Here is a 25,780-nt window from a genome sequence, read left to right as displayed (position 1 = left end):
CTCATTCATCGCGCGCATCCCGCTGGAGCAGCCGCGCCACCGCGTCGGCGGCAGGCAGCCCTTCGAAGAGCACGGCGCATACCGCGCGCGTGATCGGCATCTCGACGCCCTTGGCCGCGGCCAGCGCCGCCACGGCCTGCGCACAGCGCACGCCTTCGGCAACGTGGCCCAGCTCGGCCAGGATCTGCGCGAGCGTCTTGCCCTCGGCCAACTGCTGGCCGACCTTGCGATTGCGCGAGAGATCGCCCGTAGCGGTCAGGATCAGGTCGCCCATGCCGGCCAGGCCCATGAAGGTTTCGATGCGCCCTCCCAGTGCCATGCCGAGCCGGGTCATCTCGGCCAGGCCGCGCGTCACCAGCGCGGCGCGCGCGTTCAGGCCCAGGCCCAGGCCATCGCTGGCGCCAGTGGCAATCGCCAGCACGTTCTTGACCGCGCCCCCCACCTCGGCGCCGACCAGGTCGTCGCTGCCGTAGATACGCATGGCATGGTGATGGAACGCCTGCTGCGCGAGCTCGGGCAGCGCCGGCGAGGTGCCCGCCACGGTGAGCGCGCAGGGCAGGCCCAGCGCCACTTCACGGGCAAAACTGGGGCCGGTCAGCACGCCGTAGCTGGTGTCATCGAGACGGCCGGCGGCGGTGAGCTCTTCGCGCACCATCTGGTGCGGCAACGCATTGGTGCCGGCCTCGAAGCCCTTGCACAGCCAGAGCATGCGCAAGCCCCCGGTCTGGCTCGCAGCCAGCCGGCGCGTCATTTCGCGCAGGCCCGAGACCGGCGTGGCGACGATCACCAGGCCATCCGGCTCGACATCGGCATGCGCTGCGGCCCGATCGAAATCGGCCTGCACCGCGAGCCGCCCGGACAGCGGCACGCCGGGCAGGTAGGTGGCATTGACGCGGTCGGCGCCGATGCCGGCCAGCTGGGCAGCGTCCCGCCCCCACAGCACCACATCGTGGGTCGCGGCGGCATGGCTGGCGAGCGCGGTGCCCCAGGCACCCGCACCGAAGACTGTGATTTTCATGGCGGTTCGCCTCGCTTGTTCGGCCCCGCGCATTCGTCGCGACTACGCGGGCCGGAAAGACAAAACGGGGCCGAGGCCCCGTCTTTGCAGCTGACTACAGCAGGATCAGTGACGAGCCTGGCTGCCATCGGGCATCACGATGCCGCTGTTGCCGCCTTGCACGGCTTCAGCTTCTTCCATCGCGGCCTGCAGGCGCTGTTCGTACAGTGCCTGGAAGTTGATTTCCGACAGGTGGATGGCCTGGAAGCCGGCGCGGGTGATCACGTCGGCGATATTGCCGCGCAGGTACGGGTAGAGAATGGTCGGGCAGGCAATGCCCAGCAGCGGGTCGAGCTGCTCCACCGGCACGTTGCGGATATCGAAGATGCCGGCCTGATGGGCTTCCACCAGGAAGGCAACCTTGTCCTGCACCTTGGTGGTCACGGTACCGGTCACCACGACCTCGAAGATGCCTTCCTGCAGTTGCGAGGCGCCCACGTTCACCTGCACTTCCACGGCCGGCGCTTCGGTCTCGAGGAAGATGCCGGGGGAATTCGGCTGTTCGAGCGACATGTCCTTCAGGTACACACGCTGGATGTTGAAGAACGGCTGGTCTTCCTGCTGATTGTTCTGCTGGTCGCTCATGAAAGGCTTCCGGAAAAATGGGCGTTGGGGGCCAGGCGTACGGGACATTGGCACCGCGGGCGGGATTGGCCCAGGGTCACGGCCCGGGTCGGCACCCGGTTGGAAAACGTATATGGTACATGACGCGGGTGGCGAATTCACCCGCGGCGAGACCGGCGGCGCTTCAGGCTGCCAGCAGCGGCACCAGGCCACCCTGGCGATCGAGCGCCGAGAGGTCGTCGAAGCCTCCCACGTGGGTCTCGTCGATGTAGATCTGCGGCACGGTGCGGCGACCGGTGCGGCTCATCATTTCCTCGCGCTTGCCGGGCTCGCGGTCAATCAGGATCTTCTCGATCGCCTCCACGCCCTTGGCCTTCAGAAGGCGCTCGGCCATCTGGCAATACGGACAAACTACCGTGCTGTACATAACAACGCGGGCCATGCGCATCTCCTTGAAAAACGGGAATCCGGAGGTTGGTCGGTGCTCGCAAGCCGGGACAGCCGCGGCTCCGGAGGACATGCTCCCGGAGCCGCTTGGGTCCGCCGCTTACTTGACTACGGGGAGGCCGGCTTGCTGCCAGGCGGCCAGGCCGCCTTCGAGCGAATAGATCTCACTGTAACCGGCTTCCTTCAGGGCTGCTTGACCCTTGCCCGAGCGCTGGCCGGTCTGGCACACGACGATGATGGGGACGGACTTGTCCTTTGCAAGGCTGGCGGCACGGCTTGCCAGGTCGGCAAGTGGCGCACTCTTGGCTTGCGGCAGGTGGCCCTTGGCGTATTCGGTGGCTTCCCGGATATCCACGACCACGGCATTGCGCTTGTTGATCAGCTGGGTCGCGGCGGCCGGGTTGACGGTCTTGCCGGAGGTTCCGCGCGAGATGGCGGGCCACGCCAGCAGGCCGCCCGACACGACGGCGAGGGCGATCAAGGCAAGGTTGTTGTAGTCGGCGAAGAAATTCACGTTGGCATTCCGGTGGGTTGAGTCGGCGGCATTATAAAATAGACGGTTTGGCGCCCGCGACCCGCTATTGTCTCCTAGTTGACACATGTGCGGCGGTATGTGGCAGGGCGCACACAGGTTTCTCACGCTTTGGAAGCAGCATGTACAAACTCGTTCTCATCCGCCACGGCGAATCCACGTGGAATCTCGAAAACCGCTTCACCGGCTGGGTCGACGTCGACCTCACCGACACCGGCGTGGCCCAGGCCAAGCTGGGCGGCAAGCTGCTGCGCGAAGCAGGGCTTGCCTTCGATGTAGCGTACACCTCGGTGTTGAAGCGTGCCATCCGCACGCTGTGGCACGTGCAGGACGAAATGGACCTGATGTGGATTCCGGTCCGCAACGAATGGCGCCTGAACGAACGCCACTATGGCGCGCTGTCCGGCCTGAACAAGGCCGAGACCGCCGCCAAGTTCGGCAACGAGCAGGTGCTGGTATGGCGCCGCAGCTACGACACCCCGCCGCCGGTGCTCGAAGCGGACGATCCACGTGCGGCATACGACGATCCGCGCTACGCTCAAGTGCCGCGCGAGCAGATTCCGCTGACCGAATGCCTGAAGGACACGGTCGAGCGCGTGCTGCCGCTATGGAACGAATCCATCGCACCCGACATCAAAGCGGGAAAGCGCGTGGTAATCGCTGCCCATGGCAACAGCATCCGCGCGCTGGTGAAATACCTGGACCAGATCTCGGATGACGACATCGTTGGCATCAACATCCCCAATGGCACCCCGCTCGTCTACGAGCTGGACGCCGACCTGCGCCCGCTGCGTCATTACTACCTGGGCGACCAGGAAGCGATCGCAGCCTCCCTGGCCGCCGTGGCGAACCAAGGCAAGGCAACCTGAGGCCCGGGCCGGACGAGCGCCCCAAGGCTCGCCCGGCCGCCTCATGCAGTGGACCAGGCCTTTTTTGCTGCTCCCTCTTATACTGTCGGACAAATCCGGTCGGTGCGATGCGCCAGGCCGGCTCCGACACAGCACAATCCTCACACGTTCAGGCAGCCCTCATGCGTAAGACGCTCAAGAACATCAGTCTTGTTACTGCCGGACTCGTTGCCGGCGTGCTCGCCACGCTGCAACTATCGGCCACCGCGCAGAATTCGCCGGGGCCGCTGCCGCTGGAGCAGTTGCGCTTGATGGCCGACATCTTCGGCCAGATCAAGCGGGAATATGTCGAGCCGGTGGATGACAAGAAGCTGCTGACCGAAGCCATCAAGGGCATGGTCGCCAGCCTGGATCCGCATTCGGCCTACCTGGACGAGAAGGACTTCAAGGAACTTCAGGAAGGCACGCGCGGACGCTTTGCCGGCCTGGGGATCGAAATCTCGCAGGAAGAAGGGCTGGTCAAGGTGATCAACCCGATCGAAGACACCCCCGCCTTCCGTGCCGGCATCCAGCCCGGCGACCTGATCACCCGCATCGACGACAAGCCCGTGCGCGGCCTGCCGCTGGAGCAGGCGGTCAAGCGCATGCGCGGCGAGCCGGGCACCAAGGTCACGCTGACCATCTATCGCAAGAGCGACGAACGCACCTTCCCGGTGTCGATCACGCGCGCGGAGATCCGCGTGCAGTCGGTCAAGGCCAAGCTGATCGACAATGACCGCCTCGCCTGGGTCCGCCTGACCAGCTTCCAGGAACGCACGGTGGCCGACCTGGGCAAGAAGCTGGACGAACTGGCCCAGAAGAACCCCAACCTGAAGGGCGTGATCCTGGACCTGCGCAACAACGGCGGCGGCGTGCTGCAAGGCGCCGTCGGCGTGGCGGCAGCCTTCCTGCCCGACGACGTGACCGTGGTCTCGACCAACGGCCAGGTGCCGGATGCCAAGCGCGTCTACAAGACCACGTTCAACAATTACCGGCTGTCCTCGCTCGAGGACGATCCGCTCAAGGGCCTGCCCGCGCTGTACAAGAAGATCCCGATGGTGGTGCTGACCAACGCCTACTCGGCGTCGGCCTCCGAAATCGTTGCCGGCGCGCTGCAAGACCACAAGCGCGCGCTGATCATGGGCAAGACCACGTTCGGCAAGGGCTCGGTGCAGACCGTACGCCCGCTCACCAACGACACCGGCATCAAGCTGACCATCGCGTACTACTACACGCCGACTGGCAAGTCGATCCAGGCCAAGGGCATCCGCCCGGACATCCCGGTCGACCAGAACCCGGAAGGCGATCCTGACGACGCGCTGATCACCCGCGAGATCGACACCGAGCGCCACCTGCACAACAAGCAGGAATCGGAAGAGCCCGAGATGAACGAGCGCGAACAGCGCCGCGTCGAGGAACTGCGCCGGCTCGAGGAAGAAAACGCCAAGAAGACGCCGGAAGAGCGCGACAAGGAACGCAAGAAGAAGCCGATCGAGTTCGGCACGACCGAGGACTTCATGCTGCAGCAAGCCATCGCCCAGCTCGAAGGCCAGCCGGTCAAGCGCTCCAAGTCCAAGCTCGAAGCCGTGGCCACGTCGGACAAGCCGGCCAAGCCGGCGGCCAAGGCGGCTACCCCGGCCAAGCCGGCCACCAAGGCACCGGCCGGCGCGCCACCTGCGAGCGCCCCGCTCGGAACACCGCTGGGCACGCCGACCGGCAAGGCTCCCTGAAATCCTGATGAATAACAGCGGCCCCGCGGGGCCGCTTTTGCATTGCAAGCCATGAACGACGATCAACTGCTGCGCTATTCGCGGCATATCCTGCTCGACGAACTCGGCATCGAGGGCCAGAGCCGGCTGCTTGCCAGCCACGCGCTGGTGATCGGCGCGGGCGGCCTGGGCGCTGCCGCCCTGCCCTACCTGGCCTCGGCCGGCGTGGGCACCATCACCGTGGTCGACGACGACGTGGTCGACCTGACCAACCTGCAGCGCCAGGTGATCCACACTACCGCCAATGTCGGACGCCCCAAGGTGGAATCGGCGCGCGAGGGCATGCTGCGCATCAACCCGGGCATCGACGTGCGCCTGGTGCGGGCACGCGTGGGCGCCGCCGAACTGGCACGCCTGGTGGCCGATGCCGGCGTGGTGCTCGATTGCAGCGACAACTTCGACACGCGCCAGGCCGTCAACCGCGCCTGCGTGCAGCACAGCGTGCCGCTGGTGTCCGGCGCGGCCCTGCGCTTCGATGGGCAGATCAGCGTGTTCGACCACCGCCAGCCGGGCGCCCCCTGCTATGCCTGCCTGTTCCCGCCCTCGCAGCCGGCGCAGGAGGTGGCTTGCGCCACCATGGGCGTGTTTGCGCCGCTGGTGGGGATGGTGGGCACGGTGCAGGCGGCCGAGGCCCTCAAGCTGCTGATGGGCGTTGGCACCACCCTGGCCGGCCGCCTGCTGATGGTCGATGCGCTTGGCATGGAATGGACCACGATGCGCCTCGCGCGCGTGGCCGATTGCGAAGTCTGCGCTGGCGCGCACGCGCAAGCCGCCCCCTAAGCTCCCCCGAAGCTCCCGCTAAGCGACCCGCGCGCATTCAAGCGCGAGTTCGCTCGCGCAGGAAAGCCAGCACCGCGGCGCGCTCGCCGCGGAACACGATCCTGGCCTCGCGCTGTTCGCGCTGGTAGGCATACATCGGGTCGTAGTATTGCTGCAGGAGCAAGGCGATCCAGCCCAGATGCAGGTCGGCATCGCCCGTTTCCTCCTGGCGCGCCAGCGCTTGGTCCAGCAAGTCCGAGAGCCGCTCGTAGCGCGTGCCGCCGAGCCGCTTGGCAATGGCCGCCATGGCATCGCGCAGGCGCGCCGCGTAGGCAGCGAAACCAGCCTGCTCACCCAGCGCCGCCATGAACTCCGCCGACAGGCCAAGCACGTAGTCCTCCAGCACGCGATGCATGCGCGCCTCGAAGGATTCCTCCAGCCAGACCAGCGGCGCCACCTGAATCGCCTGGTAGAAGGCCGGAGGCAGGTTGCGCGCGCCGATGAAGCGCCCCTCGTCCTCGACTACCAGCGCCGGCAACCCGGCCGCGCGATGGCGCAGCAGCGCAATCGCCAGGACATTCTCGAAATCGATCTGCGTAGGCTGCGCCACCGCGCGCCGGCCAAAGCTGGACCCGCGATGGCGGGCCTGGCCCTCCAGGTCGATGGCGGCGTCCTGGCAGCCGTTCGGGCCCGTGACCAGGTCAGTGATCAGCTCGGTCTTGCCACTCCCGGTCATGCCGCCCAGCACCAGCAGGCTGCATTCGGCGGCGGCGGCATCGAGGGTCTCGATCAGGAAGCTGCGCATCGCCTTGTAGCCGCCCGTGACGCGCGGATAAGCGATGCCGGCGTCCTCGCGCAACCACTGCTGCACGATCTGCGAGCGCATGCCGCCGCGGAAGCAGTACAGGTAGCCGTCGGGATGCGCCCGCGCAAAGGCCGCCCAGCCCGCGGTTCGCGCCGCGCGGATTTCGCCGGTCACAAGCTGGTGGCCTAGCGCGATCGCGGCCTGCGGCCCTTGCTCCTCGTAGCGCAAGCCCACCTGATGCCGCTCGGCATCGTCCATCAGCGGCAGGTTGACCGCGCCCGGAAACGCGCCACGCGCGAACTCCACCGGCGCGCGCGCATCGAGCAGCGGCGCGCCGGAAAGAAAGAGCTGCCGGAAATCCGCCGTATCCTCGCGCATCAGATCACCTCGACGGCATACCGGCCCTGCGCGACGAATTCGCCAACCGGCGCCAGCACCAGGCCAAACTCCGCGCAAGCCGCATGGAAATCGGCCTCGCCAGGAGGCTCGACCGCCACCAGCAAGCCGCCGCTGGTCTGCGGATCGCACAGCAAGGCGCGCTGCACCTCGCTCAACGCGCCGCCCTGGTTGTCGATGCCGGCGCCAATCCGTGCGCCGTAGCTTTCGAAGTTGCGCTGGGTGCCGCCCGGCACGCAACCGGCCTCGACGTAGCGCAGCACTTCCGGCAGCAGCGGCACGGCGGCATAGTCAAGACGCGCTGTGAGGCGGCTGCCGTCGGCCATCTCGACAAGGTGCCCGAGCAGGCCAAAGCCGGTCACATCCGTCATGGCCCGCACGCCGGCCAGCTTGCCGAAGCGGCTGCCGGGACGATTGAGCACGCACATCCAGTCGCGCGCCAGGTTGACATCCTCGGCGCGCAGCTTGCCCTGCTTCTCGGCGGTGGTCAGCACGCCGATGCCCAGCGGCTTGGTCAGGTAGAGACGGCAGCCGGCGGTCGCGGTGTCGTTGCGTTTCAGGTGCGCGCGGTCGACCACGCCAGTCACCGCGAGCCCGAAGATAGGCTCCGGGGCATCGATGGAATGCCCGCCGGCCAGCGGAATGCCCGCGTCCTCGCAGGCACGGCGCCCACCGGCCACTACCTCGCGCGCCACCTCGGGCGGCAGCAGCTTCACCGGCCAGCCGAGGATGGCGATGGCCAGCAGCGGATCGCCGCCCATGGCATAGACGTCGCTGATGGCGTTGGTGGCAGCGATGCGTCCGAAGTCGAATGGATCATCGACGATCGGCATGAAGAAATCGGTGGTGGATACCACGCCACGGCCCTGCTCCAGCCCATCCAGCGCATAGACCGCCGCATCGTCGCGCGAGGCATTGCCCACCCACAGGCGCGGGTCCAGGTGTTGGTTGCCGCTGCCGGCAAGGATCACGTCGAGCACCTGCGGCGAAATCTTGCACCCGCAGCCGGCACCATGGCTGTACTGCGTCAGGCGGATCGGGTCTTCCATGATGCTGACTCCTGTCATTTGGTGTGGTGTGGTGTGGTGTGGTGTCGTGCGATGACGATTCGGCGCCCTTTACCGCAGCATAGGCGGATCGCGCGCAAGCTGGCGCGAACAGCGGCCCTGGCAAGACGGTGAGGCGGGGGAAAGAATGGGAATCTGAATGATAGGGGTTACCGCCCGGATGCGGGCAGAGCCGGCAGCACCGAGTGGTGCCGCGCGGGTGCGGCCACTGGGTTCTTGCGAACTTGCGGCCGGCTGCTGGGCGGATTACTGCTCGCCCGGCTCCATCTGCGATTGCAGATAGTTCGGCAGGCCAACCTTGTCGATCAGGTCGAGCTGCGTTTCGAGGAATTCGATGTGCTCTTCGGTATCGGTCAGGATGTCGACCAGGATCTCGCGGCTAACGTAGTCGCCCACCGATTCGCAGTACGTGATGCCTTCCTTGACGGTGGCATGCGCGCCTTGCTCCAGCTTCAGGTCGCACTTGAGCATTTCCGGGGTGTCTTCGCCCAGCAGCAGCTTGTTGAGGTCCTGCAGATTGGGCAGGCCATCAAGCATCAGGATGCGATCGATCAGGCGGTCGGCATGCTTCATCTCACCGATGGACTCCTTGTACTCGATGTCGCCGAGCTTCTTCAGGCCCCAGTGGCGGTACATGCGAGCGTGCAGGAAGTACTGGTTGATCGCGGTCAGCTCGTTCTTCAGCTGCGCGTTCAGATGCTGGATGACCTTCTTGTCACCTTTCATTGGAGGCTCCTTGTTGCAACGGGCCCCCGCAAAAACGCGAAGCGGCGCAAGGCGCGCCGCAGGCAGTCAACACAAGCGAATACGCGCCGCAACCTGATAGTTGCGGGCGAGTTTAAGCAACCAGCTCGGTGCGCTGGTCGTTCGCGACTGCCGGGTCCCGAGTGTCCATTATGGCACGTGGCCCCGACGGCGAACAGGAGGAAATGTCTGCAATGCGGATCGTCGCGACCGTCACATTGCGTACCGCCGCGACGCCTTCGCAAAGCACCTGTTGGGCGCATTCGCGGCAGCGGCCACAGCACGTGCCAACACCCAGCGTTTCGGCCAGCTCGTCGAGCGTGGACACCCCTAGATGCGCAGCACCGTGAATTTCTCGGTCGGTAACCTGATTGCAGATGCAAACGTACACAAATCCCTCCTTGGGAGAGGGGCGACACCAGCATGTCACCCGCGATGTACGTCAGAATATCAGAGATCGAAAATGATAACAATTCCCATTAAATCACAAAAGGTACATGCCAAGAACACGGCACTTAGCCCGGGAATTGCAGATAAAGGGAACGTCACAACTGGCGGAAAAGTGCCTCATAAACCATCTGCACGGCGTTGGATTTTCGTAAAAACCTTAACGCAGCCAGGGTTGTCAGAGCAGCTTCAGCGCGCAGGCGAGCTCCTCCGGCTCGTAAGCGCTCAGCACCTGCTCCACCAGCCGCTCCAGCCGCTCGCAGTCGGCATGCAGGACTTCCTGCTTGACCCGCAGCAACTGCGAGGGATGCATAGAGAACTCGCGCAGCCCCATGCCCAGCAGCAGGCGCGTCATGGCGGGGTCCCCGGCCATCTCGCCGCACACCGCCACCGGCACGCCCGCGCGGTTGGCCTCGCGGATGGTGCGGGCGATCAGTTGCAGCACCGCCGGGTGCAGCGGGTCATAGAGATGCGCCACGGCGTTGTCGGCACGGTCGATGGCCAGCGTGTACTGGATCAGGTCGTTGGTGCCGATGGAGAGGAAATCCATGCGCCGCAGGAACAGCGGCAGCATCAGCACGGCGGCGGGGATCTCGATCATCGCCCCGACCTTGATGTTGGGGTCGAACGCCTGGCCGCGCGCGTCGAGCTGCCGCTTGGCCTGCGCGATCAGGTCCAGGGTCTGGTCGATCTCGCGGGCATGGGCCAGCATCGGGATCAGCAGCCGCACGGGGCCAAAGGCCGAGGCACGCAGCAGCGCGCGCAACTGGGTCAGGAACATGGCCGGCTCGGACAGCGACCAGCGGATCGCGCGCAAGCCCAACGCCGGATTGAGGGCCGTCTCGAAATCGTCGCCGCGCCCATCCCGGCCGTCTCGGCCATCCAGTGGCTTGTCGGCGCCGATATCGATGGTGCGGATCGTGACGGGCAGCCCGTGCATGGCGTCCACGGCGCCGCGGTACGCCTCGAATTGCTCTTCCTCGTCGGGCAGCTCGCCGCGCCGGTTCATGAACAGGAATTCGGAGCGGAACAGGCCCACGCCAACCGCGCCCGCGGTCAGCGCCGCGGTGGCATCCTCCGCCATCTCGATATTGGCCAGCAGGTCGATCTCGAGCCCGTCCAGGGTCACCGCAGGCGTATGGCGCAGGCGCTGCAGGCGCTTCTTTTCCAGCGCGCGCTCGCTCTGCCGGTGGCGGTACTCCTCGAGGATGATCGCGGATGGATCCACGATGACAAGGCCGGCATCGCCGTCGATGATGACCCAGTCGTCCTGGCGGATCAGCTCGCTGGCGCTCTGCACGCCCACGGCGGCGGGGATGTCGAGGCTGCGCGCCACGATGGCGGTATGGGAAGTGCGTCCGCCAAGGTCGGTCACGAAGCCGTGGAACACGGTGTGGCGGAACTGCAGCATGTCGGCCGGCGAGATGTCGTGGGCAACCACGATCACGCCGGGCGCCGGCTCGCCATCCGGGGCCAGCGAGGAAGGCGGCACAGGGGCCGGGGCCAGCACGGCCGCGCCGGCCAGCACCTTGAGAATGCGCTCGACCACCTGGCGGATGTCCGCCTTGCGCTCGCGCAGGTATTCGTCCTCGATTTCGTCGAACTGGCGCATCAGCTCTTCGAGCCGCGTGGTCAGCGCCCATTCGGCGTTGTAGCGCCGGTTGCGGATCAGTGCCTCGGGCTCGCGCGCCAGCGCCTCGTCATCGAGGATCATGGCATGCACGTCGAGGAAGGCGCCCAGTTCTTCCGGCGCCTCGCGCGGCAGATCCCGCTTGAGCGTGACCAGCTCGGCCCGCACCGCCGCGCGCGCCGAGCGCAGGCGCTCGACCTCGGCATCAAGCCGGTCTTCGTCGACCAGGTAATGGGAGACATCGAGCGCGGCAGGCGCCAGCAAATGCGCGCGCCCGATGGCGACGCCGCGCGAGACCGGGATGCCGTGCAGGGCAAATGGCATGTACCGCTCCGTCAGGAACGTTTAAAAAGTCTGGCCAGGGCCAGCCACCTTGGAAACGGCTCAGGATGCGGCGAAGCGGCCCCGGCCAGGCCCGCCGCGGCGTTCAGTGCCGCCGCCCTTCATCCCGAATCGGCCTCCTACTCCCCTTCTCCGAAGCGATTGGCGATGAGCGCCAGCAACGCGTCCATGGCCTCTTGCTCATCGGGTCCGTCGGTTTCGATGGTCACGGTCGAGCCGATGCCGGCGGCCAGCATCATCACACCCATGATGCTTTTGGCGTCGACCTGCCGACCATTGCGCGACATCTTGACCTGACTGACGAAGTTGCCCGCCAGTTGCGTCAGCTTGGCGGAAGCACGGGCATGCAGCCCAAGCTTATTGATTATGTTGGTGTCCCTCTGCAGCATATTTGTCGGGATGATTTGCGATCTGGTTCTGGACGGTGGTGGAGCCTACCTGCAGCACACCCTGCGAGCCCCCCGCCAGCGCCTTGAGGGCGAGCTGGTCGAGTTTCTCGGCACGGTAGCAGATGGCGCGCACCAGCATGGGAAGGTTGACGCCGGCAAGCACCTTGACGCGGCCCGGCTCGGCGAGGCGGGCGGCAATGTTGGCCGGCGTGGCGCCGAAGATATCGGTCAACACCAGTGCGCCGTTGTCTTCGCTAACCTCGGCCAGGCGGCGCCGGGCCTCGGCCAGCACGGCGGCGGGCTCGGCATCCGGCATGACGTCGATCGCCTCGAGCCGTTGGGGCTGGCCGCAGTAGACGTGGGCGGCGCACTCGCGCAATGCCGAAGCCAGCGGGGCGTGCGCGATGATCAGGATGCCTGCCATGGTGGTGAATCCGTTGGATTGACGCGATTGTAGCAGGCAGTCCGCCCGTGATTCAGCGCGAACGCGCCTGTACCGCGTGCTCGAGCGCGTCGATGAACATGGCGGCCACCTGGAACCCGGTCTGCTGCGTGATCTCCTGGAAGCACGTCGGGCTCGTCACATTGACCTCGGTCAGGTAATTGCCGATCACGTCCAGCCCAACCAGCAGCAGGCCTTGTTCCCACAGGCCCGGGGCCAGCGCCTCGGCGATCTCGCGATCGCGCGCCGAGAGCTCCTGGGCCCGGCCGGTGCCGCCCGCCGCCAGGTTGCCGCGCACTTCGCCGTCCTTGGGAATGCGCGCCAGCGAGTACGGCACGGGCACGCCGCCGATCAGCAGGATGCGCTTGTCGCCGTCCTTGATCTCGGGAATATAACGCTGCACCATCAGTGTGCGCGCGCCGTTTTCCCCCAGCGTCTCGATGATGGCGCCAAGATTCAGGCCGTCCGCGCCAACCCGGAAGATCCCCATCCCGCCCATGCCATCGAGCGGCTTGAGAATCACATCAAGATGCTCCGCGTGGAACGCGCGAATACGATCCGCGTCACGGGTGACCAGGGTCGGCGTGATGTATTCGGGATAGCGGGCAATCGCCAGCTTTTCGGAATGGTCGCGGATCGCCTGTGGCTTGTTGAACACATTGGCGCCCTGCGACTCAGCCAGCTCCAGCAGCCAGGTGCTGGTCACGTACTCCATGTCGAAGGGCGGATCCTTGCGCATCACGATCGCATCGAAGCCGGTCAGCGGCTGCAGGCTGGGCTCGCCCGCGCGGTACCAGTCGTGGGCGTCGCCGGTCAGCTGCAGCGCACGCACCACGGCTTCGACCTGATGGGCCGAGAGCGACAGTTGCGACTGCAGGCAGGCAAACAGCTCATGGCCGCGTTCCACCGCCTCCACCATCATGGCGTAGGTCGAGTCCTTGTAGGTCTTGAAGGTGTCCAGCGGGTCGGTAATAAACAGAATGCGCATGTTGGCTCGTCCCGGTCGCAGCGTTTGTCTCAGAGAATCGGATTGGGGTCGGTCTTCTCGAGTTCCAGCGACGCCGCCAGCAAAGCCAGCCGCGCCACCACACCATACATATAGAAGCGGTTCGGCACGGCCGCGCCCGGCTTGGCGTGGCTATCCGGAATGCCGTTGGGCGCGAACGCCAGCGGCACGAAATGCGCGCCCGGCGCATTCAGGTTCTCGTCGTTGCCGCGGCCGGTATGGACGCGGTAGAAGCCGCCGACCACATAGCGGTCGATCATGTACACCACGGGCTCGGCCACCGCCTCGTTGACCTTCTCGAAGGTGTGCACGCCTTCCTGGATGATGACGTCATTGACCTCGAGGCCTTCCTTGACGACGCTCATCTTGTTGCGTTCCTTGCGGTTCAGCCCCTTGATCTCGGACGCATCCTTGATGGTCATGATGCCCATGCCGTAGGTGCCGGCATCGGCCTTGACCACCACATACGGCGTTTCCTTGATGCCGTATTCGCGGTACTTCTTGGCGATCTTCTTGAGCACGCCTTCGACCGAGTCGGCCAGCGCCTCCTCGCCAATGCGCTCATGGAAATCGATGCCACCGCACTTGGCGAAGTACGGGTTGACCATCCACGGATCGACGTCGATCAGCTTGGCGAACTTCTTGGCCACTTCGTCGTAGGCCGAGAAGTGGCTCGACTTGCGGCGCGTCGACCAGCCCGCGTGCAGCGGCGGCAGCAAGTATTGCTCGCTGATGTTCTCCAGGATCGGTGGAACGCCGGCGGAGAGATCGTTGTTGAGCAGGATCGAGCAGGGATCGAAGTCCTTGAGCCCCAGGCGGCGGCCGCGCGCGCCCAGGCGGGCCAGCGGTTCCACCACCAGCGTCTGCCCATCAGGCAGCTCGATCGGCGTGGGTTCGGTGATGTCTTCGGACAGCGAGCCCAGGCGGACGTTGAGGCCGGCCTGGCGCATGATCAGCGACAGCCGCGCCACGTTCTGCAGGTAGAACATGTTGCGCGTGTGACGCTCGGGGATCAGCAGCAGGTTCTTGGCGTCGGGGCAGATCTTCTCGATCGCCGCCATGGCCGCCTGGACGGCCAGCGGCAGCATTTCAGGCGCCAGGTTGTTGAACCCGCCAGGGAACAGGTTGGTATCGACCGGGGCCAGCTTGAAGCCGGCGTTGCGCAGGTCGACCGAACAGTAGAACGGAGGCGTATGTTCCTGCCATTCCAGCCTGAACCAGCGCTCGATGGACGGCGTCGCATCCAGGATCTTTTTTTCCAGCTCGAGCAGCGGACCGTTCAGCGCGGTGATGAGATGCGGGACCATAAACATCCTATTGATCGTCTTTATCGTTCGCCCAGATTGTAGAGGAACGGCCAATTGGCTGCTGGCGCTGCCTGAATAAGCATATGCGAGCGCCGGCATAAGGGATAAGGGATACGGATATGGGGATGGGCGCCCGGAATAAAAGGGGGGGGCCCAGGAGGAATCCGAAGCACTTCCGGGCGGCCTGCCAGCAGGGCCGGGAGGCAAAAAAAAAGCACGACCGGAGCCGCGCTTTCAAATGGCCTGACAGATACGGGGAGCGTTCTGCAGGTGGAGGAAACTGCCTCAGTGGCACTGTATGTGCGCTCCCCCTCAAAAACAATTGAAGCTTTTTAAGATCGGATTTAAGCACTTTGCGAAAAAACCGCCGGCTCCGCTTTCCGCCTGGCCCGACCGCCCGCGGCGGACGCCACACATGAAAAAAGCCCGGCACAAGGCCGGGCGAAACTCCTGAGAGAAGATTCCCAATCAGCTCTCCAGCACAACACCTTTACGATCAGGCTTCGTATGCGGTCTCGCCGTGCGAGGTGATGTCCAGACCCTCGCGTTCTTCTTCTTCCGGCACCCGCAGGCCGATCAGCATATCCACCAGCTTGAAGGCCACGAAGGCCACCACACCCGACCACACGATGGTGGTGAGCACGCCTTGGAACTGGATCCACAACTGGCCCATGATCGAATAGTCGTCCGAGACCTTGTTGGCCACGTAGTCGTAGATCCCCGTGCCGCCCAGGCTCGGCGCGGCAAACACGCCGGTCAGGAGCGCACCCAGGATGCCGCCCACGCCGTGCACGCCGAAGACGTCCAGGGAGTCGTCCATGCCCAGCAGCTTCTTCAGGCCGGTCACGCCCCACAGGCACAGCAGGCCAGCAGCGATGCCGATCACGATCGAGCCCATCGGGCCGACGAAACCGGCCGCCGGGGTGATGGCCACCAGGCCGGCAACCGCACCCGAAGCACCGCCCAGCATCGAGGGCTTGCCCTTGCTGATCCACTCGCCGAAGGTCCAGGACAGCACCGCGGCGCAGGTTGCCAGCAGGGTGTTGACGAAGGCCAACGCGGCCGAACCGTTGGCTTCCAGCGCCGAGCCGGCGTTGAAACCGAACCAGCCGAACCACAGCAGCGAGGCGCCGACCATGGTGAAGGTCAGGCTGTGCGGACGCAGGGCCTCACGGCCAAAGCCGATCCGCTTGCCGAACATGAAGGCCCCCACCAGGCCAGCCACGGCTGCGTTGATGTGCACCACCGTGCCGCCAGCGAAGTCGAGCGCGCCCTTCTGGAACAGCCAGCCGCCCTTGGCCGTGGCTGCCGTGCCGGCTGCCGCGTCGGTGTACAGGTCAGGACCAGGCCAGAACCAGACCATATGCGCCATCGGGATGTACGAGAAGGTGAACCACAGCACCACGAAGACCAGCACCGCCGAGAACTTGGCACGTTCGGCGAAAGCGCCGATGATCAGGCCGCAGGTAATGGCTGCGAAGGCGCACTGGAAGGCGAAGTAAGCCAGTTCCGGTACCACCACGCCCTTGGAGAAGGTGGCAGCCACGGCATCGGCGTTGAGCCCCTTCATGAAGAGCCGGTCGGTGCCGCCAAAGAAGGCGTTACCCTCGGTGAAGGCAAAGCTGTAGCCGTATACGGCCCACAGCAGCGACACCAGCGAGAAGATCACCAGGCATTGCATCAGCACCGACAACATGTTCTTCGAGCGGACCAGGCCGCCGTAGAACAGTGCCAGGCCGGGCAGCGTCATCAGGATCACGAAGGCCGTGGAGACCAGCAGCCAGGCGGTATCGCCCTTGTTGGGCACGGGTGCGGGCGCGGCAGCGGGAGCTGCAGCGGCGGCAGGAGCAGCAGCGGCAGGCGCCGCTGCCGCGGGAGCGGCGGCAGCCGGGGCCGGTGCCGCGGCGGCGGCCGGTGCCGAGGCTTCGGCTGCGGGCTTGTCCTGCGCCACAGCGTGGGTGGACATGCCGATGCCGGCCGTGCCCAGGGCCAGCGCCATGGCGCCGGTTGTCAGGATGCGCTTGAACCAGGATTTCATTGTGATTAACCTCTTGTCGTTGGGCTGTGCGTCACAGCGCGTCGCCGCCGGTCTCGCCGGTGCGGATGCGGATGACCTGCTCGATGGGGGCGACAAAGATCTTGCCGTCGCCAATCTTGCCGGTTCGCGCCGATTTCTCGATCGCCTCGATGGCCCGGTCGACCACGTCGTCCGGGACGGCCACTTCGATCTTCACCTTGGGCAGGAAATCCACGATGTATTCCGCGCCCCGGTACAGCTCGGTGTGGCCCTTCTGGCGGCCGAAGCCCTTGACTTCAGTCACGGTGATGCCGGACACGCCCACGTCCGAGAGCGCTTCGCGCACCTCGTCGAGCTTGAACGGCTTGATGACGGCGATGATCAGTTTCATCCGATTTCTCCTCTGAGCGGGACGGCCCGGCCTCGCGTCCGGCGCCCGCTCGACCTGATGCGTGTTTAGAAAGTCTTTGTGATTGAAGCCCAGGCGGTAGCCTTGCCCACGTAGCGGCCATACGAGTTGGTGTAGACCGACTTGTGCGCATTGGTGTCGATATAAGCAATCGCCAGCGCGAAGCCTTTGCCCAGGTCCTTGGTCAGCCCGAGCTTCCAGTCCGTGTACGAGGCGCTGTTCACGTGCTTCACGTTCTGGTAGCCGACGTGGGCATTGAGCGTCAGGTCCCAGAAGTTCAGCGGCACATTGGCCGACAGGTCGGCGTAGTAGCTGTACTTGCTGTCAGCGAAGCCGAACAGGTTGGTCAGCGCCTGCGAATATTTGAAGAACACCGGGCCAGCGCCGGCGCCGACATACAGCTCCGTGGTGTACGGGCGCGTGAAGCCGTTCGGGTAATCGCCCGGGTAGTAGTACTGCAGCACGCCTGCGTCATAGTTCCACTCCAGGCCAGCCAGCGTCACCGTGTTCTTGAAGCCACCGTAGAAGTCCATCTCGATCGGCGCCGAGACTTTCGGATTGCTGTCGCCGAGCCAGCTGATGCTCGAATTCCAGTTACCCACGTAGAAACCGCTCGAATGCGAGTAGTCGAACCCGCCCTGGATGGCCGGGCGGCGATTGGTCTGCATCAAGCCGCGATAGCGATACTCACTGGCCACGGTCACGTTGGCGGTGAAGGTGTGCGGCGAGGCCTCGGCGGCGGCAGCGGCGTCGGTAGGTGCACCTCCCTCCTGCGCACTGCTCTGGGCGAAGGCGGCGGGGGCGAGCCCGCAAAGCACAACTGCACTGGCGCTGACTGCAAGGGCCAACTTCTTCATGGGTTTATTCTCCTTTTCCTCTGGCTCGGTACTCGTGTGTTTGAAAGTAGTTTGTAGAACGAGGCTCCTGTCACCATTACTGCAACTGCCGTGCCAGGTTGGAGTCGAGGCATGAGAGAGTCATTTTGTGCGCAAAAAGGCATCAAAATGGACGAGACCGACGGTCTCCCAGCGAACTTACTGACGTTAAAAGGTGTTACCAGCCCGCGCTGGCGCTTTCCCGGGGACGCTTGAAGCGTGATAATCGGACCATGCCGGCGGCAAGTGCCGTGCACGCACCGCGTTTGTCCGCACCCCGTTTCGGTGCACCGCGATGCAGCATGCCGAATCCCGCCCACCCAGTTATCGCACCAAGGCGGTGCAAAAGGAGAACCAGTATGAAACCCACCGATCTCTTCAACGATTTCCAGGCCAAGATCAGCGAAGCCCTGCGCAATTCGCCGGCCAAGGACATCGAGAAAAACGTCCGCAGCATGATGACGCAGGGGTTTTCCAAGCTCGACCTGGTCACCCGCGAGGAATTCGACGTCCAATCGCAGGTGCTGGCACGCACCCGCGCGCGCCTGGAAGAACTGGAAGCCCGCGTGCAGGCGCTGGAAAGCCGCTCCGCAGGCGGGTCCGACACGCCTGTTTCGGGCTGAAGCCCTTGCAGCGTCCCGTGCGTGTCAGAGGGGTCCTGTGGATCCGATGATCCTCGACGCACCCCCCGACCGCCAGAATGGCCGCCGTACTCCGGCGGCCATTTTCGTTAACACTTCCTTGATGCATTTCGGAGTGAAATGAGCCTCGCCCTCCTGCGCAGCCGGGCGCTGACCGGCCTCGAGGCGCCACTGGTATCGGTCGAGGTGCACCTGGCCAACGGCTTGCCCGTCTTCAACATCGTCGGGCTGGCAGATACCGAGGTGCGCGAGAGCCGCGAGCGGGTGCGCGCGGCGATCCTCAACAGCGGCCTGGAGTTTCCCAGCCGGCGGATCACGGTAAACCTGGCGCCTGCCGACCTGCCCAAGGAGTCCGGGCGCTTTGACCTGCCGATCGCGCTGGGCATCCTCGCCGCGAGCGGGCAGGTCCCGATGGACGGCCTGGGCGCCAGCGAGTTCGCCGGCGAGTTGTCCCTGTCCGGCGAACTGCGTCCGGTACGCGGGGCCCTGGCCATGGCCATGGGCCTGGGGCGTGACAACGCGGCGCGGCAAGCCGCTGGCGAAGGCCCGGCGCGCAGCTTCGTGGTGGCAGCGGAAAACGCGCCCGAGGCAGCCCTGATCGACGGCGTGACGGTATATGCGGCGCGCTCCCTGCTGGAAGTCTGTGCTCACCTTGGCCCGCTGCCGGAGGATCGGCTGGCGCGTGCGGAGCCGCTCGTGGAGATCGCCAGGGGCGACCCGGCCGGCCCGGACATGCGTGACGTCCGGGGACAGGCGCAAGCGCGCCGCGCCATGGAGATCGCGGCGGCAGGGCAACATTCGGCCCTGCTGGTCGGGCCGCCCGGCACCGGCAAGTCCATGCTGGCGCAGCGTTTTCCCGGCCTGCTGCCGCCCATGACGCTGGACGAAGCGCTGGAATCCGCCGCGGTGCAGAGCCTGACCACCAACGGCTTTCATCCCGCCCGATGGCGCGAGCGTCCCTACCGGTCGCCACACCACACCGCGTCGGCGGCGGCGCTGGTGGGCGGCGGGAGCAATCCTCGCCCCGGCGAAATCTCGCTGGCGCACCAGGGCGTGTTGTTCCTGGATGAACTACCGGAATTCGACCGCCGGGTGCTGGAAGTCCTGCGCGAACCGCTCGAATCCGGCCGCGTCACCATCTCGCGCGCCACGCGCCAGGCCGACTTCCCCGCCCGCTTCCAGTTTGTCGCCGCCATGAATCCCTGCCCGTGCGGCTACCTGGGACACCCGTCGCGCCCGTGCCGGTGCACGCCGGACCAGGTGCTGCGCTACCAGTCCAGGCTGTCCGGGCCCCTGCTCGACCGCATCGACCTGCAAGTGGAGGTGCCGGCGCAAGACCAGCAGGAAATGCTCGACGGCCCGCCCGGCGAGTCCAGCGCCGAGGTGCGCCAGCGCGTGCTTGCCGCCCGCGCCCTGCAGCAGTCGCGCCAGGGCAAGCCCAACGCGGCCCTCGCCGGGCGCGAAATCGACGAGCACTGCCCGCTCACGCCAGAGGCACAGGCGCTGCTGCGCAGCGCCATGACCAAACTGGCGTGGTCGGCACGCGCGTATTTCCGGGCGCTGAAGATCGCCCGCACGATTGCCGATCTGGAGGGGACCGAGCTGTTGCAGCCCAGCCATGTAGCCGAAGCTATCCAGTACCGGCGCGCGTTGCGCACACCCTAGCCATCAACCCCGGGGCGGCGGCACGGCCACCGGGGGTTCCGATGGGGGCGGGGGTTCTTCGATCGGCGGGAGGTCAGGCGGCACGCCCGGAGGCAACGGATCCTCGGGCGGCGGCACGGTGTGGGCCGGCAGCGCATGCAATGGAGCCTGCTGTGGGGAAGAGCTTCGCATTGCTTGCCTCCGCTTAGGTTGCCCTCGTCTTACTCATTGAAGCAAACGCACCCGCGGGAAGCCAGCGATAGATGGGCAAACCGTTTTATAGCTGGACCGGGCCGGCGTGGATGCCGGCCCTCGCATCTCACGCCGGATGGCGTCTGACGAAGAACAGCGCCGCGCCAACGGCCACCAGCACGCTGCCGAAGATCCGGTTCTGCCAGCGCACCGCGCGCGCATTGCGCAACAGGCCGCGCATGCGCGAGGCCAGCAGCGCGTAGCCGTGCATCACCACCAGGTCCACGCCGCACATGGTCGCGGCCAGGATGGCAAGCTGGGGCCCGAGCGCATGGGCGGGATCGATGAACTGCGGCAACACCGCCACCATGAAGATGATGCCCTTGGGGTTGGTCACGTTGGTCAGCAAGCCCGTGGCAAAACGCCGGCGCGGGCTCAGCGCGGCCACGCGAGGCGCTTGCGTGCCCTGCGCGGCATCGTCCTGGCCGCCGTCCACCCGCGCGCGCCATTGCTGCACGCCGATGTAGATCAGGTAGAGCGCGCCGATCGTCTTGACCACGGCGAAGGCGTGCTCGGAGGCCACCAGCAGTGCGCCCAGGCCGCCGCCGGCCACTAGCAGGATGATGACCAGCCCGGTCTGCAAGCCAAAGATCGTGGTGGTGGTCTTGCGCAGGCCGTAGGACAGGCCATGGCTCATCGACAGCACCGCGCCAGATCCCGGCGACACGGCAATCACCCAACAGGCCGCGAAATAGGCCAGCCAAACATCCCAACGCATTGCGTTACTCCCTGGAAATAAAACTGTCTTGAAATCTGTCTTGAATCTCGACGCGCTCGGCTCAAAACGGGTGGAAACCCGTCAGGAACTGGTCGATCTGTTCCGCCTGGCGCTGGTCGCGCGCGGCGTCTCCCGCCTCCAGCACGACCGCCTGGTAGACATGCACGCCCGACGCCACCAGCCGCGCCGTCAGCCTGCGTGGCGCCTGGTCCTGTGGCGATACCGCGGCCACCTGCACCTCCAGGCCGTCTAGCGCCACGGCCGGCGATGCGGCCGACATCACTGTCACCTTGCGGGTCTTGACGGCATCGGCGGGGTGCGGCCCGAGGTTGCCGAGCAAGCCCTTCTGCATGGCATCCAGCGCCGCCTGCCGCAACTCGGCATCGTCGGCTGGCAAGGTCACGACACCCACGGCGAACAAGGTCTCGTCGACCCGGGCCGCGTCCATCGTCATGGGCAGCTTGCGCCCGGCGATGGAAACCTCGCGCGCGGCGCCGGACGGCTTGCCGGGATAGAGCGCCGCGTACGCACCTTCATTGGACTGGATGGTGCGCCAGTCATAGCGGGGCGAACACGCGAACAGCCCGGCGCCGAGCGCGCCCAGGACGATGGCTTTGGCAAGCGAGGACTGCGACAAGCGGAAATACCGTGGGAAACAGGCGTGGGGCATCAGGGCGGCGAATGCGGAAATAAGCCGCTATTATCGTGGAACCCGCGTGCCAGCGCTCATCCACATTGCCCGCCAATGCAAACCCAGCCGTCGATCCGGTCCATGCAGCCATCCCGTTGGGGTGTCTTTCGCACCGCATGCCATGCCGGCGTGGCAATGCTGGGGGCCGTCCTGGTAGCGGCGAGCACCGGCGCCCTGGCCGCCACGGCCCATCTGCCCCCGGCCAACGATCTGGCCACCCAGGCCGCCGCCGCGGCCAGCCGGGGCGAGCCCCTGGTGGTGCTGGTAACGCTGCCCGGCTGCGTGTACTGCGAAACGGTGCGCCGCAACTATCTCGGCCCGCAGGCCGCGGCGGGCGAAATCGAGGCGCGCGAGCTCGACATGACCGCCGACACGCCGCTGCGCAACGCCGATGGCAGCATGACCACCGCGCGGGAATGGGCGCGCAGCCGCAATGTGGCGGTAGCACCCACGGTGCTCTTCCTCGATGCGCGCGGCCGTTCGCTGGCCACGCCACTGCGCGGCATGCAGCCCGACTTCTACGGCGCCTACCTGGAGCAGGCGCTGGACCAGGCCCGCTCGGCACTGGCAACCAGGCCGCATTGAGGCTGGCGACGGCCCACCCGGCTGCGGCCAATCGTCGCATCCGCAGCGGCTCGGTGAATGCATCCGGCAGCGCCTCGGCAGCGGCAGTAGAATAGTGGCTTGTCTGACCTGTCGGCGAGCATCATGACGACCTCCGCTTCCCCCACCGCAGCCCCTCCCGCCTCGCGCAAGCTCTGGCCTGTCATTGCCGCCGTGCTGCTGGTCGCCGTGCTGGGCTGGTTCGGATACCGCGCGATCGCCCCCGCCAATGCGGCGCCGCCCGCCACGTTCACCCTGCTGTCGGGCGAAAAGGTCAGCACCGCCGATCTCAAGGGCAAGGTCTACCTGGTCAACTTCTGGGCCACCAGCTGCGTCACCTGCGTCAAGGAAATGCCGGACATGGTCCGCACCTATGACAAGTTCAAGGGCAAGGGCCTGGAATTCGTGGCCGTGGCCATGAGCTATGACCCGCCCATGTACGTGATGAACTATGCGCAAACACGCAAGCTGCCGTTCAAGGTGGCGATGGATTCCGACGGCGCGGCGGCCAAGGCCTTCGGCGAGGTGCAGCTGACCCCGACCACCTTCGTGATCGACAAGGACGGCCGCATCCTCAAGCGCTATGTGGGCGAGCCCGAGTGGGACGCGCTGCACAAGCTGCTCGACGGCGCGCTCGCCAAGGCGGCCTGAGCCGCTGCCCGGCCCACCTCCTCCGGCTGAAAAGGTGCCTTCCATGGCACCTTTTTTTATTGCCAGGGGCCGTCGGGCAATGCCCGGCTTGCGCATTCCGGCTGTATGGATATACAGTTACCGGCAGCTTTCCCCGCCCATGCCGGCCAGCGCACTTGCGCCCTGCATCCCCTAAGGCCCCCGCCCCGTGTTACTCGATCCCGATCCTAGCGCCGTGCTTTGCGACGCACCCGCCGTCAAGCAGCCCGATGCCGTGGATGCCGCCCCCGCCACGCCGGCCTACCTGTCCACCCTGAACCCGGAACAGCGCGCGGCCGTGACGCACGAGCCCGCGGCGCCGCTGCTGATCATCGCCGGCGCCGGCTCGGGCAAGACCAACACGCTGGCGCACCGCGTTGCCCACCTGGTGCTGGGCGGCGCGGACCCGCGCCGCATCCTGTTGCTGACGTTCTCGCGCCGTGCGGCGTCGGAGATGGGGCGGCGGGTCGAGCGCATCGTCGACCAGGCGCTGGGCATGCAAGCCTCCGGGGCGGGGCGCGCGGCGCTTACGTGGTCCGGCACCTTCCACGCCATCGGCGCGCGCCTGCTGCGCGAGTACGCGGAAACGCTCGGCCTGTCGCCCAGCTTCACCATCTGCGACCGCGGCGACGCCGCCGACCTGATGAACGTGGTGCGCCACGACCTGGGCCTGTCGGCCCAGGCTTCGCGATTTCCGCGCAAGGAAACCTGCCTGTCGATCTACTCGCGCGTGGTCAACACGCAGGCCCCGCTCGAAGACGTGCTCAAGCAATGGTTTCCACGCTACGCCATGTGGACGGACGCGCTGCGCGGGTTGTTTGCCGGCTACGTGCAAGCCAAGCAGAAGCAACAAGTGCTCGACTACGACGACCTGCTGCTCTACTGGGCGCAGGCGCTGGCCGAGCCCGTGCTGGCGCAGGACATGGGCGCGCGCTTCGACCACGTGCTGGTGGACGAATACCAGGACACCAATGCGCTGCAGGCCGCCATCCTGCTCGCGCTCAAGCCCGACGGACGCGGCCTGACAGTGGTGGGCGACGACGCCCAGTCGATCTACGCCTTCCGTGGCGCCACGGTGCGCAATATCCTCGATTTCCCCGCGCAGTTCACGCCGGCCGCGGACATGGTCACGCTGTCGCAGAACTACCGCTCCACCCAGCCCATCCTGGCCGCCGCCAATGCGGTGATCGGGCTGGCGGCCGAGCGCTATACCAAGGACCTGTGGTCGGAGCGCGGCTCGGCCGAGAAGCCGGAGATCGTGGTGGTCAACGACGAGGCGGACCAGGCCCGCTATGTGGTCGAGCAGATCCTGGCGCGGCGCGAAGCCGGGCTGGCGCTGCTCTCGCAGGCGGTGCTGTTCCGCGCCGCCGACCACAGCGCGCAGCTGGAGATCGAGCTGGTCCGGCGCAACATCCCGTTCGTGAAGTTCGGCGGCCTGAAGTTCCTGGAATCCACGCACGTGAAGGATGTGCTGGCGGTAGTGCGCTGGCTGGAAAATCCGCGCGACCGCATGGCGGGTTTCCGCAGCCTGCAGCTGTTGCCGGGCGTGGGGCCCAAGACTGCCGCGCGCGTGCTCGACGCAGTGGAAATCGCCACCGAGCCGCTGTTCGCCCTGGAATCCTTCGAGGCGCCGCCAGCCGCCGCCGAGGCCTGGCCCGACCTGCGGGCGCTGGCGCGCAGCCTGATGGCTCCGGCCGCGCCATGGCCCTCCGCCTTTGAGCAAGTGGTGGCGTGGTACCAGCCGCACCTTGAGCGCCTGCACGATGACGCCCCGGCGCGCGCTGCCGACCTGCAGCAACTGGAGCGCATCGCCGCCACCTATGCCTCGCGCGAGCGCTTCCTGACGGAGCTCACGCTCGACCCGCCGGACGCATCGAGCGACGAATCCGGCGTGCCGCTGCGCGACGAGGACTACCTGATCCTGTCCACCATCCACTCGGCCAAGGGCCAGGAATGGAAGGCCGTCTATGTGCTCAATGCGGTCGACGGCTGCATGCCTTCGGACCTGGCCACCGGCACCACCGAGGAAATCGAGGAAGAGCGCCGCTTGCTGTACGTGGCCATGACCCGCGCCCGCGACCACCTCGACATCGTGGTGCCGCAGCGTTTCTATGTGCACCAGCAGACCGCCTACGGCGATCGCCACGTCTACGCCTCGCGCACGCGCTTTTTGCCTAACCGCGTGATGCCGCTGTTCCACAGCCGGTCCTGGCCCCCGCCCCCGCCGGTGGCGGATGCGCCGGCCAAGGCGCCGCTGCCCAAGCTGGACCTGGCCGGCCGCATGCGCGATATGTGGCGTTGATATGCGCCGTTGATCTGGCGTTTGGCTGCCGTTGGAATCGAAGCGCTGGTTGACTGCCCTGAATGAAGCCGATGGATGAGCCAGGGGGAGAGGGGTGGCTTAGCTTGGAGCCACTTGAAGCCTTCGGTCTTGTCCCGCACGGCGGCATAGCCAGCGCCCGCCCTCTCCCCCGGCCCCTCTCCCACAAGTGGGAGAGGGGAGCAAACCGGCGGGAATGGAGAACCATTCGGTGTAGCCGTGATTTCCGCCGCCCCCCAGGCGGAAATCACCCACGCGCGATGCGAAGCGAGCCGTCAAGGTTTGAATCTCCCGTTATGCGGCGCCTCGTCGGCAAGCCAAAAGAGCGGAAAAGAGGGACCCATGTCTGAG

The 25,780-nt window shown here is 66.2% G+C and carries 26 protein-coding genes; 8 read left to right on the top strand and 18 right to left on the bottom strand.

The features are described 5' to 3' along the window. Nucleotide 1: 1 nt before the first annotated feature. The 4 genes from ACYP5B_RS21065 to ACYP5B_RS21050 all read right to left on the bottom strand — a co-directional run bounded on the left by ACYP5B_RS21065 (nucleotide 2) and on the right by ACYP5B_RS21050 (nucleotide 2,582). Nucleotides 2-1,018 (bottom strand): NAD(P)H-dependent glycerol-3-phosphate dehydrogenase, encoded by a 1,017-nt coding sequence (locus tag ACYP5B_RS21065; protein ID WP_459570974.1) that lies wholly within the window; start codon nucleotides 1,016-1,018, stop codon nucleotides 2-4. 105 nt (nucleotides 1,019-1,123) lie between these two features. Next, a complete protein-coding gene (gene secB, locus ACYP5B_RS21060) occupies nucleotides 1,124-1,642 on the bottom strand; it encodes a protein-export chaperone SecB (protein WP_267605373.1) in 519 nt (172 codons plus the stop codon). 163 nt (nucleotides 1,643-1,805) lie between these two features. Next, nucleotides 1,806-2,063 (bottom strand): glutaredoxin 3, encoded by a 258-nt coding sequence (gene grxC, locus ACYP5B_RS21055; protein WP_043343338.1) that lies wholly within the window; start codon nucleotides 2,061-2,063, stop codon nucleotides 1,806-1,808. A gap of 105 nt (nucleotides 2,064-2,168) precedes the next feature. Further along, nucleotides 2,169-2,582 (bottom strand): rhodanese-like domain-containing protein, encoded by a 414-nt coding sequence (locus ACYP5B_RS21050; RefSeq protein ID WP_006159481.1) that lies wholly within the window; start codon nucleotides 2,580-2,582, stop codon nucleotides 2,169-2,171. 140 nt (nucleotides 2,583-2,722) lie between these two features. Here ACYP5B_RS21050 and gpmA point away from each other — a divergent pair, with 140 nt between their 5' ends. From gpmA to ACYP5B_RS21035, 3 genes are all read left to right on the top strand, one after another. After that, nucleotides 2,723-3,469 (top strand): 2,3-diphosphoglycerate-dependent phosphoglycerate mutase, encoded by a 747-nt coding sequence (gene gpmA / locus ACYP5B_RS21045; protein WP_267605370.1) that lies wholly within the window; start codon nucleotides 2,723-2,725, stop codon nucleotides 3,467-3,469. 161 nt (nucleotides 3,470-3,630) lie between these two features. After that, on the top strand, nucleotides 3,631-5,217 hold the full coding sequence (locus ACYP5B_RS21040) for a S41 family peptidase (protein WP_459570973.1): 1,587 nt from the start codon (nucleotides 3,631-3,633) through the stop codon (nucleotides 5,215-5,217). Between the two features lie 51 nt (nucleotides 5,218-5,268). Beyond that, the gene (locus ACYP5B_RS21035; protein WP_400091431.1) at nucleotides 5,269-6,036 is read left to right on the top strand and encodes a HesA/MoeB/ThiF family protein; all 768 of its coding nucleotides are present in this window, start codon (nucleotides 5,269-5,271) and stop codon (nucleotides 6,034-6,036) included. A 37-nt stretch (nucleotides 6,037-6,073) separates the two neighbouring features. Here ACYP5B_RS21035 and mnmH read toward each other — a convergent pair whose 3' ends face one another. The 12 genes from mnmH to ACYP5B_RS20975 all read right to left on the bottom strand — a co-directional run bounded on the left by mnmH (nucleotide 6,074) and on the right by ACYP5B_RS20975 (nucleotide 17,873). Beyond that, entirely contained in the window at nucleotides 6,074-7,198 is a 1,125-nt protein-coding gene (gene mnmH, locus ACYP5B_RS21030) for a tRNA 2-selenouridine(34) synthase MnmH (protein WP_400091430.1), read from the bottom strand. Next, nucleotides 7,198-8,265, bottom strand: coding sequence for a selenide, water dikinase SelD (selD, locus tag ACYP5B_RS21025; protein WP_400091428.1), 1,068 nt, complete (start codon nucleotides 8,263-8,265; stop codon nucleotides 7,198-7,200). The genes mnmH and selD overlap by 1 nt, the downstream gene beginning before the upstream one ends. A 264-nt stretch (nucleotides 8,266-8,529) precedes the next feature. Continuing rightward, nucleotides 8,530-9,009, bottom strand: a complete 480-nt coding sequence (gene bfr / locus ACYP5B_RS21020; protein ID WP_267605363.1) for a bacterioferritin — start codon at nucleotides 9,007-9,009, stop codon at nucleotides 8,530-8,532. 112 nt (nucleotides 9,010-9,121) lie between these two features. Further along, nucleotides 9,122-9,418, bottom strand: a complete 297-nt coding sequence (locus ACYP5B_RS21015) for a (2Fe-2S)-binding protein (RefSeq protein ID WP_318231616.1) — start codon at nucleotides 9,416-9,418, stop codon at nucleotides 9,122-9,124. Nucleotides 9,419-9,652: 234 nt separating this feature from the next. Then, on the bottom strand, nucleotides 9,653-11,428 hold the full coding sequence (gene ptsP / locus ACYP5B_RS21010) for a phosphoenolpyruvate--protein phosphotransferase (RefSeq protein ID WP_043343319.1): 1,776 nt from the start codon (nucleotides 11,426-11,428) through the stop codon (nucleotides 9,653-9,655). Nucleotides 11,429-11,565: 137 nt separating this feature from the next. Next, nucleotides 11,566-11,835 (bottom strand): HPr family phosphocarrier protein, encoded by a 270-nt coding sequence (locus ACYP5B_RS21005; protein ID WP_035861002.1) that lies wholly within the window; start codon nucleotides 11,833-11,835, stop codon nucleotides 11,566-11,568. Beyond that, complete coding sequence (locus tag ACYP5B_RS21000) at nucleotides 11,804-12,259, bottom strand: PTS sugar transporter subunit IIA (RefSeq protein ID WP_318231618.1); 456 nt, start codon at nucleotides 12,257-12,259, stop codon at nucleotides 11,804-11,806. The genes ACYP5B_RS21005 and ACYP5B_RS21000 overlap by 32 nt, the downstream gene beginning before the upstream one ends. A 52-nt stretch (nucleotides 12,260-12,311) precedes the next feature. Next, nucleotides 12,312-13,265, bottom strand: coding sequence for a glutathione synthase (gshB, locus tag ACYP5B_RS20995; RefSeq protein ID WP_459570972.1), 954 nt, complete (start codon nucleotides 13,263-13,265; stop codon nucleotides 12,312-12,314). Nucleotides 13,266-13,294: 29 nt separating this feature from the next. Then, nucleotides 13,295-14,590 (bottom strand): glutamate--cysteine ligase, encoded by a 1,296-nt coding sequence (gene gshA, locus ACYP5B_RS20990; protein WP_400091425.1) that lies wholly within the window; start codon nucleotides 14,588-14,590, stop codon nucleotides 13,295-13,297. A gap of 496 nt (nucleotides 14,591-15,086) precedes the next feature. Then, nucleotides 15,087-16,628 (bottom strand): ammonium transporter, encoded by a 1,542-nt coding sequence (locus ACYP5B_RS20985; RefSeq protein ID WP_318231621.1) that lies wholly within the window; start codon nucleotides 16,626-16,628, stop codon nucleotides 15,087-15,089. Nucleotides 16,629-16,659: 31 nt separating this feature from the next. Further along, entirely contained in the window at nucleotides 16,660-16,998 is a 339-nt protein-coding gene (locus ACYP5B_RS20980; RefSeq protein WP_006159494.1) for a P-II family nitrogen regulator, read from the bottom strand. A gap of 65 nt (nucleotides 16,999-17,063) precedes the next feature. Then, nucleotides 17,064-17,873 (bottom strand): TorF family putative porin, encoded by an 810-nt coding sequence (locus ACYP5B_RS20975; RefSeq protein WP_400091421.1) that lies wholly within the window; start codon nucleotides 17,871-17,873, stop codon nucleotides 17,064-17,066. A 377-nt stretch (nucleotides 17,874-18,250) separates the two neighbouring features. Between ACYP5B_RS20975 and ACYP5B_RS20970 the strand changes: the two genes are divergently transcribed. Then, on the top strand, nucleotides 18,251-18,514 hold the full coding sequence (locus tag ACYP5B_RS20970) for an accessory factor UbiK family protein (protein WP_043343307.1): 264 nt from the start codon (nucleotides 18,251-18,253) through the stop codon (nucleotides 18,512-18,514). A 138-nt stretch (nucleotides 18,515-18,652) separates the two neighbouring features. Beyond that, nucleotides 18,653-20,197 (top strand): YifB family Mg chelatase-like AAA ATPase, encoded by a 1,545-nt coding sequence (locus tag ACYP5B_RS20965; RefSeq protein WP_459570971.1) that lies wholly within the window; start codon nucleotides 18,653-18,655, stop codon nucleotides 20,195-20,197. A gap of 298 nt (nucleotides 20,198-20,495) precedes the next feature. Here the strand turns inward: ACYP5B_RS20965 and ACYP5B_RS20960 are convergent, their stop codons facing one another. Next, a complete protein-coding gene (locus tag ACYP5B_RS20960; protein ID WP_267605327.1) occupies nucleotides 20,496-21,146 on the bottom strand; it encodes a LysE family transporter in 651 nt (216 codons plus the stop codon). Nucleotides 21,147-21,207: 61 nt separating this feature from the next. Beyond that, complete coding sequence (locus ACYP5B_RS20955) at nucleotides 21,208-21,816, bottom strand: hypothetical protein (protein WP_400091416.1); 609 nt, start codon at nucleotides 21,814-21,816, stop codon at nucleotides 21,208-21,210. 156 nt (nucleotides 21,817-21,972) lie between these two features. Here ACYP5B_RS20955 and ACYP5B_RS20950 point away from each other — a divergent pair, with 156 nt between their 5' ends. From ACYP5B_RS20950 to ACYP5B_RS20940, 3 genes are all read left to right on the top strand, one after another. After that, nucleotides 21,973-22,422 (top strand): thioredoxin domain-containing protein, encoded by a 450-nt coding sequence (locus tag ACYP5B_RS20950; protein WP_400091491.1) that lies wholly within the window; start codon nucleotides 21,973-21,975, stop codon nucleotides 22,420-22,422. Nucleotides 22,423-22,545: 123 nt separating this feature from the next. Continuing rightward, a complete protein-coding gene (locus ACYP5B_RS20945) occupies nucleotides 22,546-23,091 on the top strand; it encodes a TlpA disulfide reductase family protein (RefSeq protein ID WP_400091413.1) in 546 nt (181 codons plus the stop codon). Nucleotides 23,092-23,305: 214 nt separating this feature from the next. Then, the gene (locus tag ACYP5B_RS20940; protein ID WP_459571024.1) at nucleotides 23,306-25,411 is read left to right on the top strand and encodes an ATP-dependent helicase; all 2,106 of its coding nucleotides are present in this window, start codon (nucleotides 23,306-23,308) and stop codon (nucleotides 25,409-25,411) included. Nucleotides 25,412-25,780: the final 369 nt, after the last annotated feature.

The sequence above is a fragment of the Cupriavidus sp. 8B genome (assembly GCF_054589115.1).
Note: the sequence above shows the minus strand (reverse complement) of the source record. Positions and strands in the feature narration are given on the sequence as shown.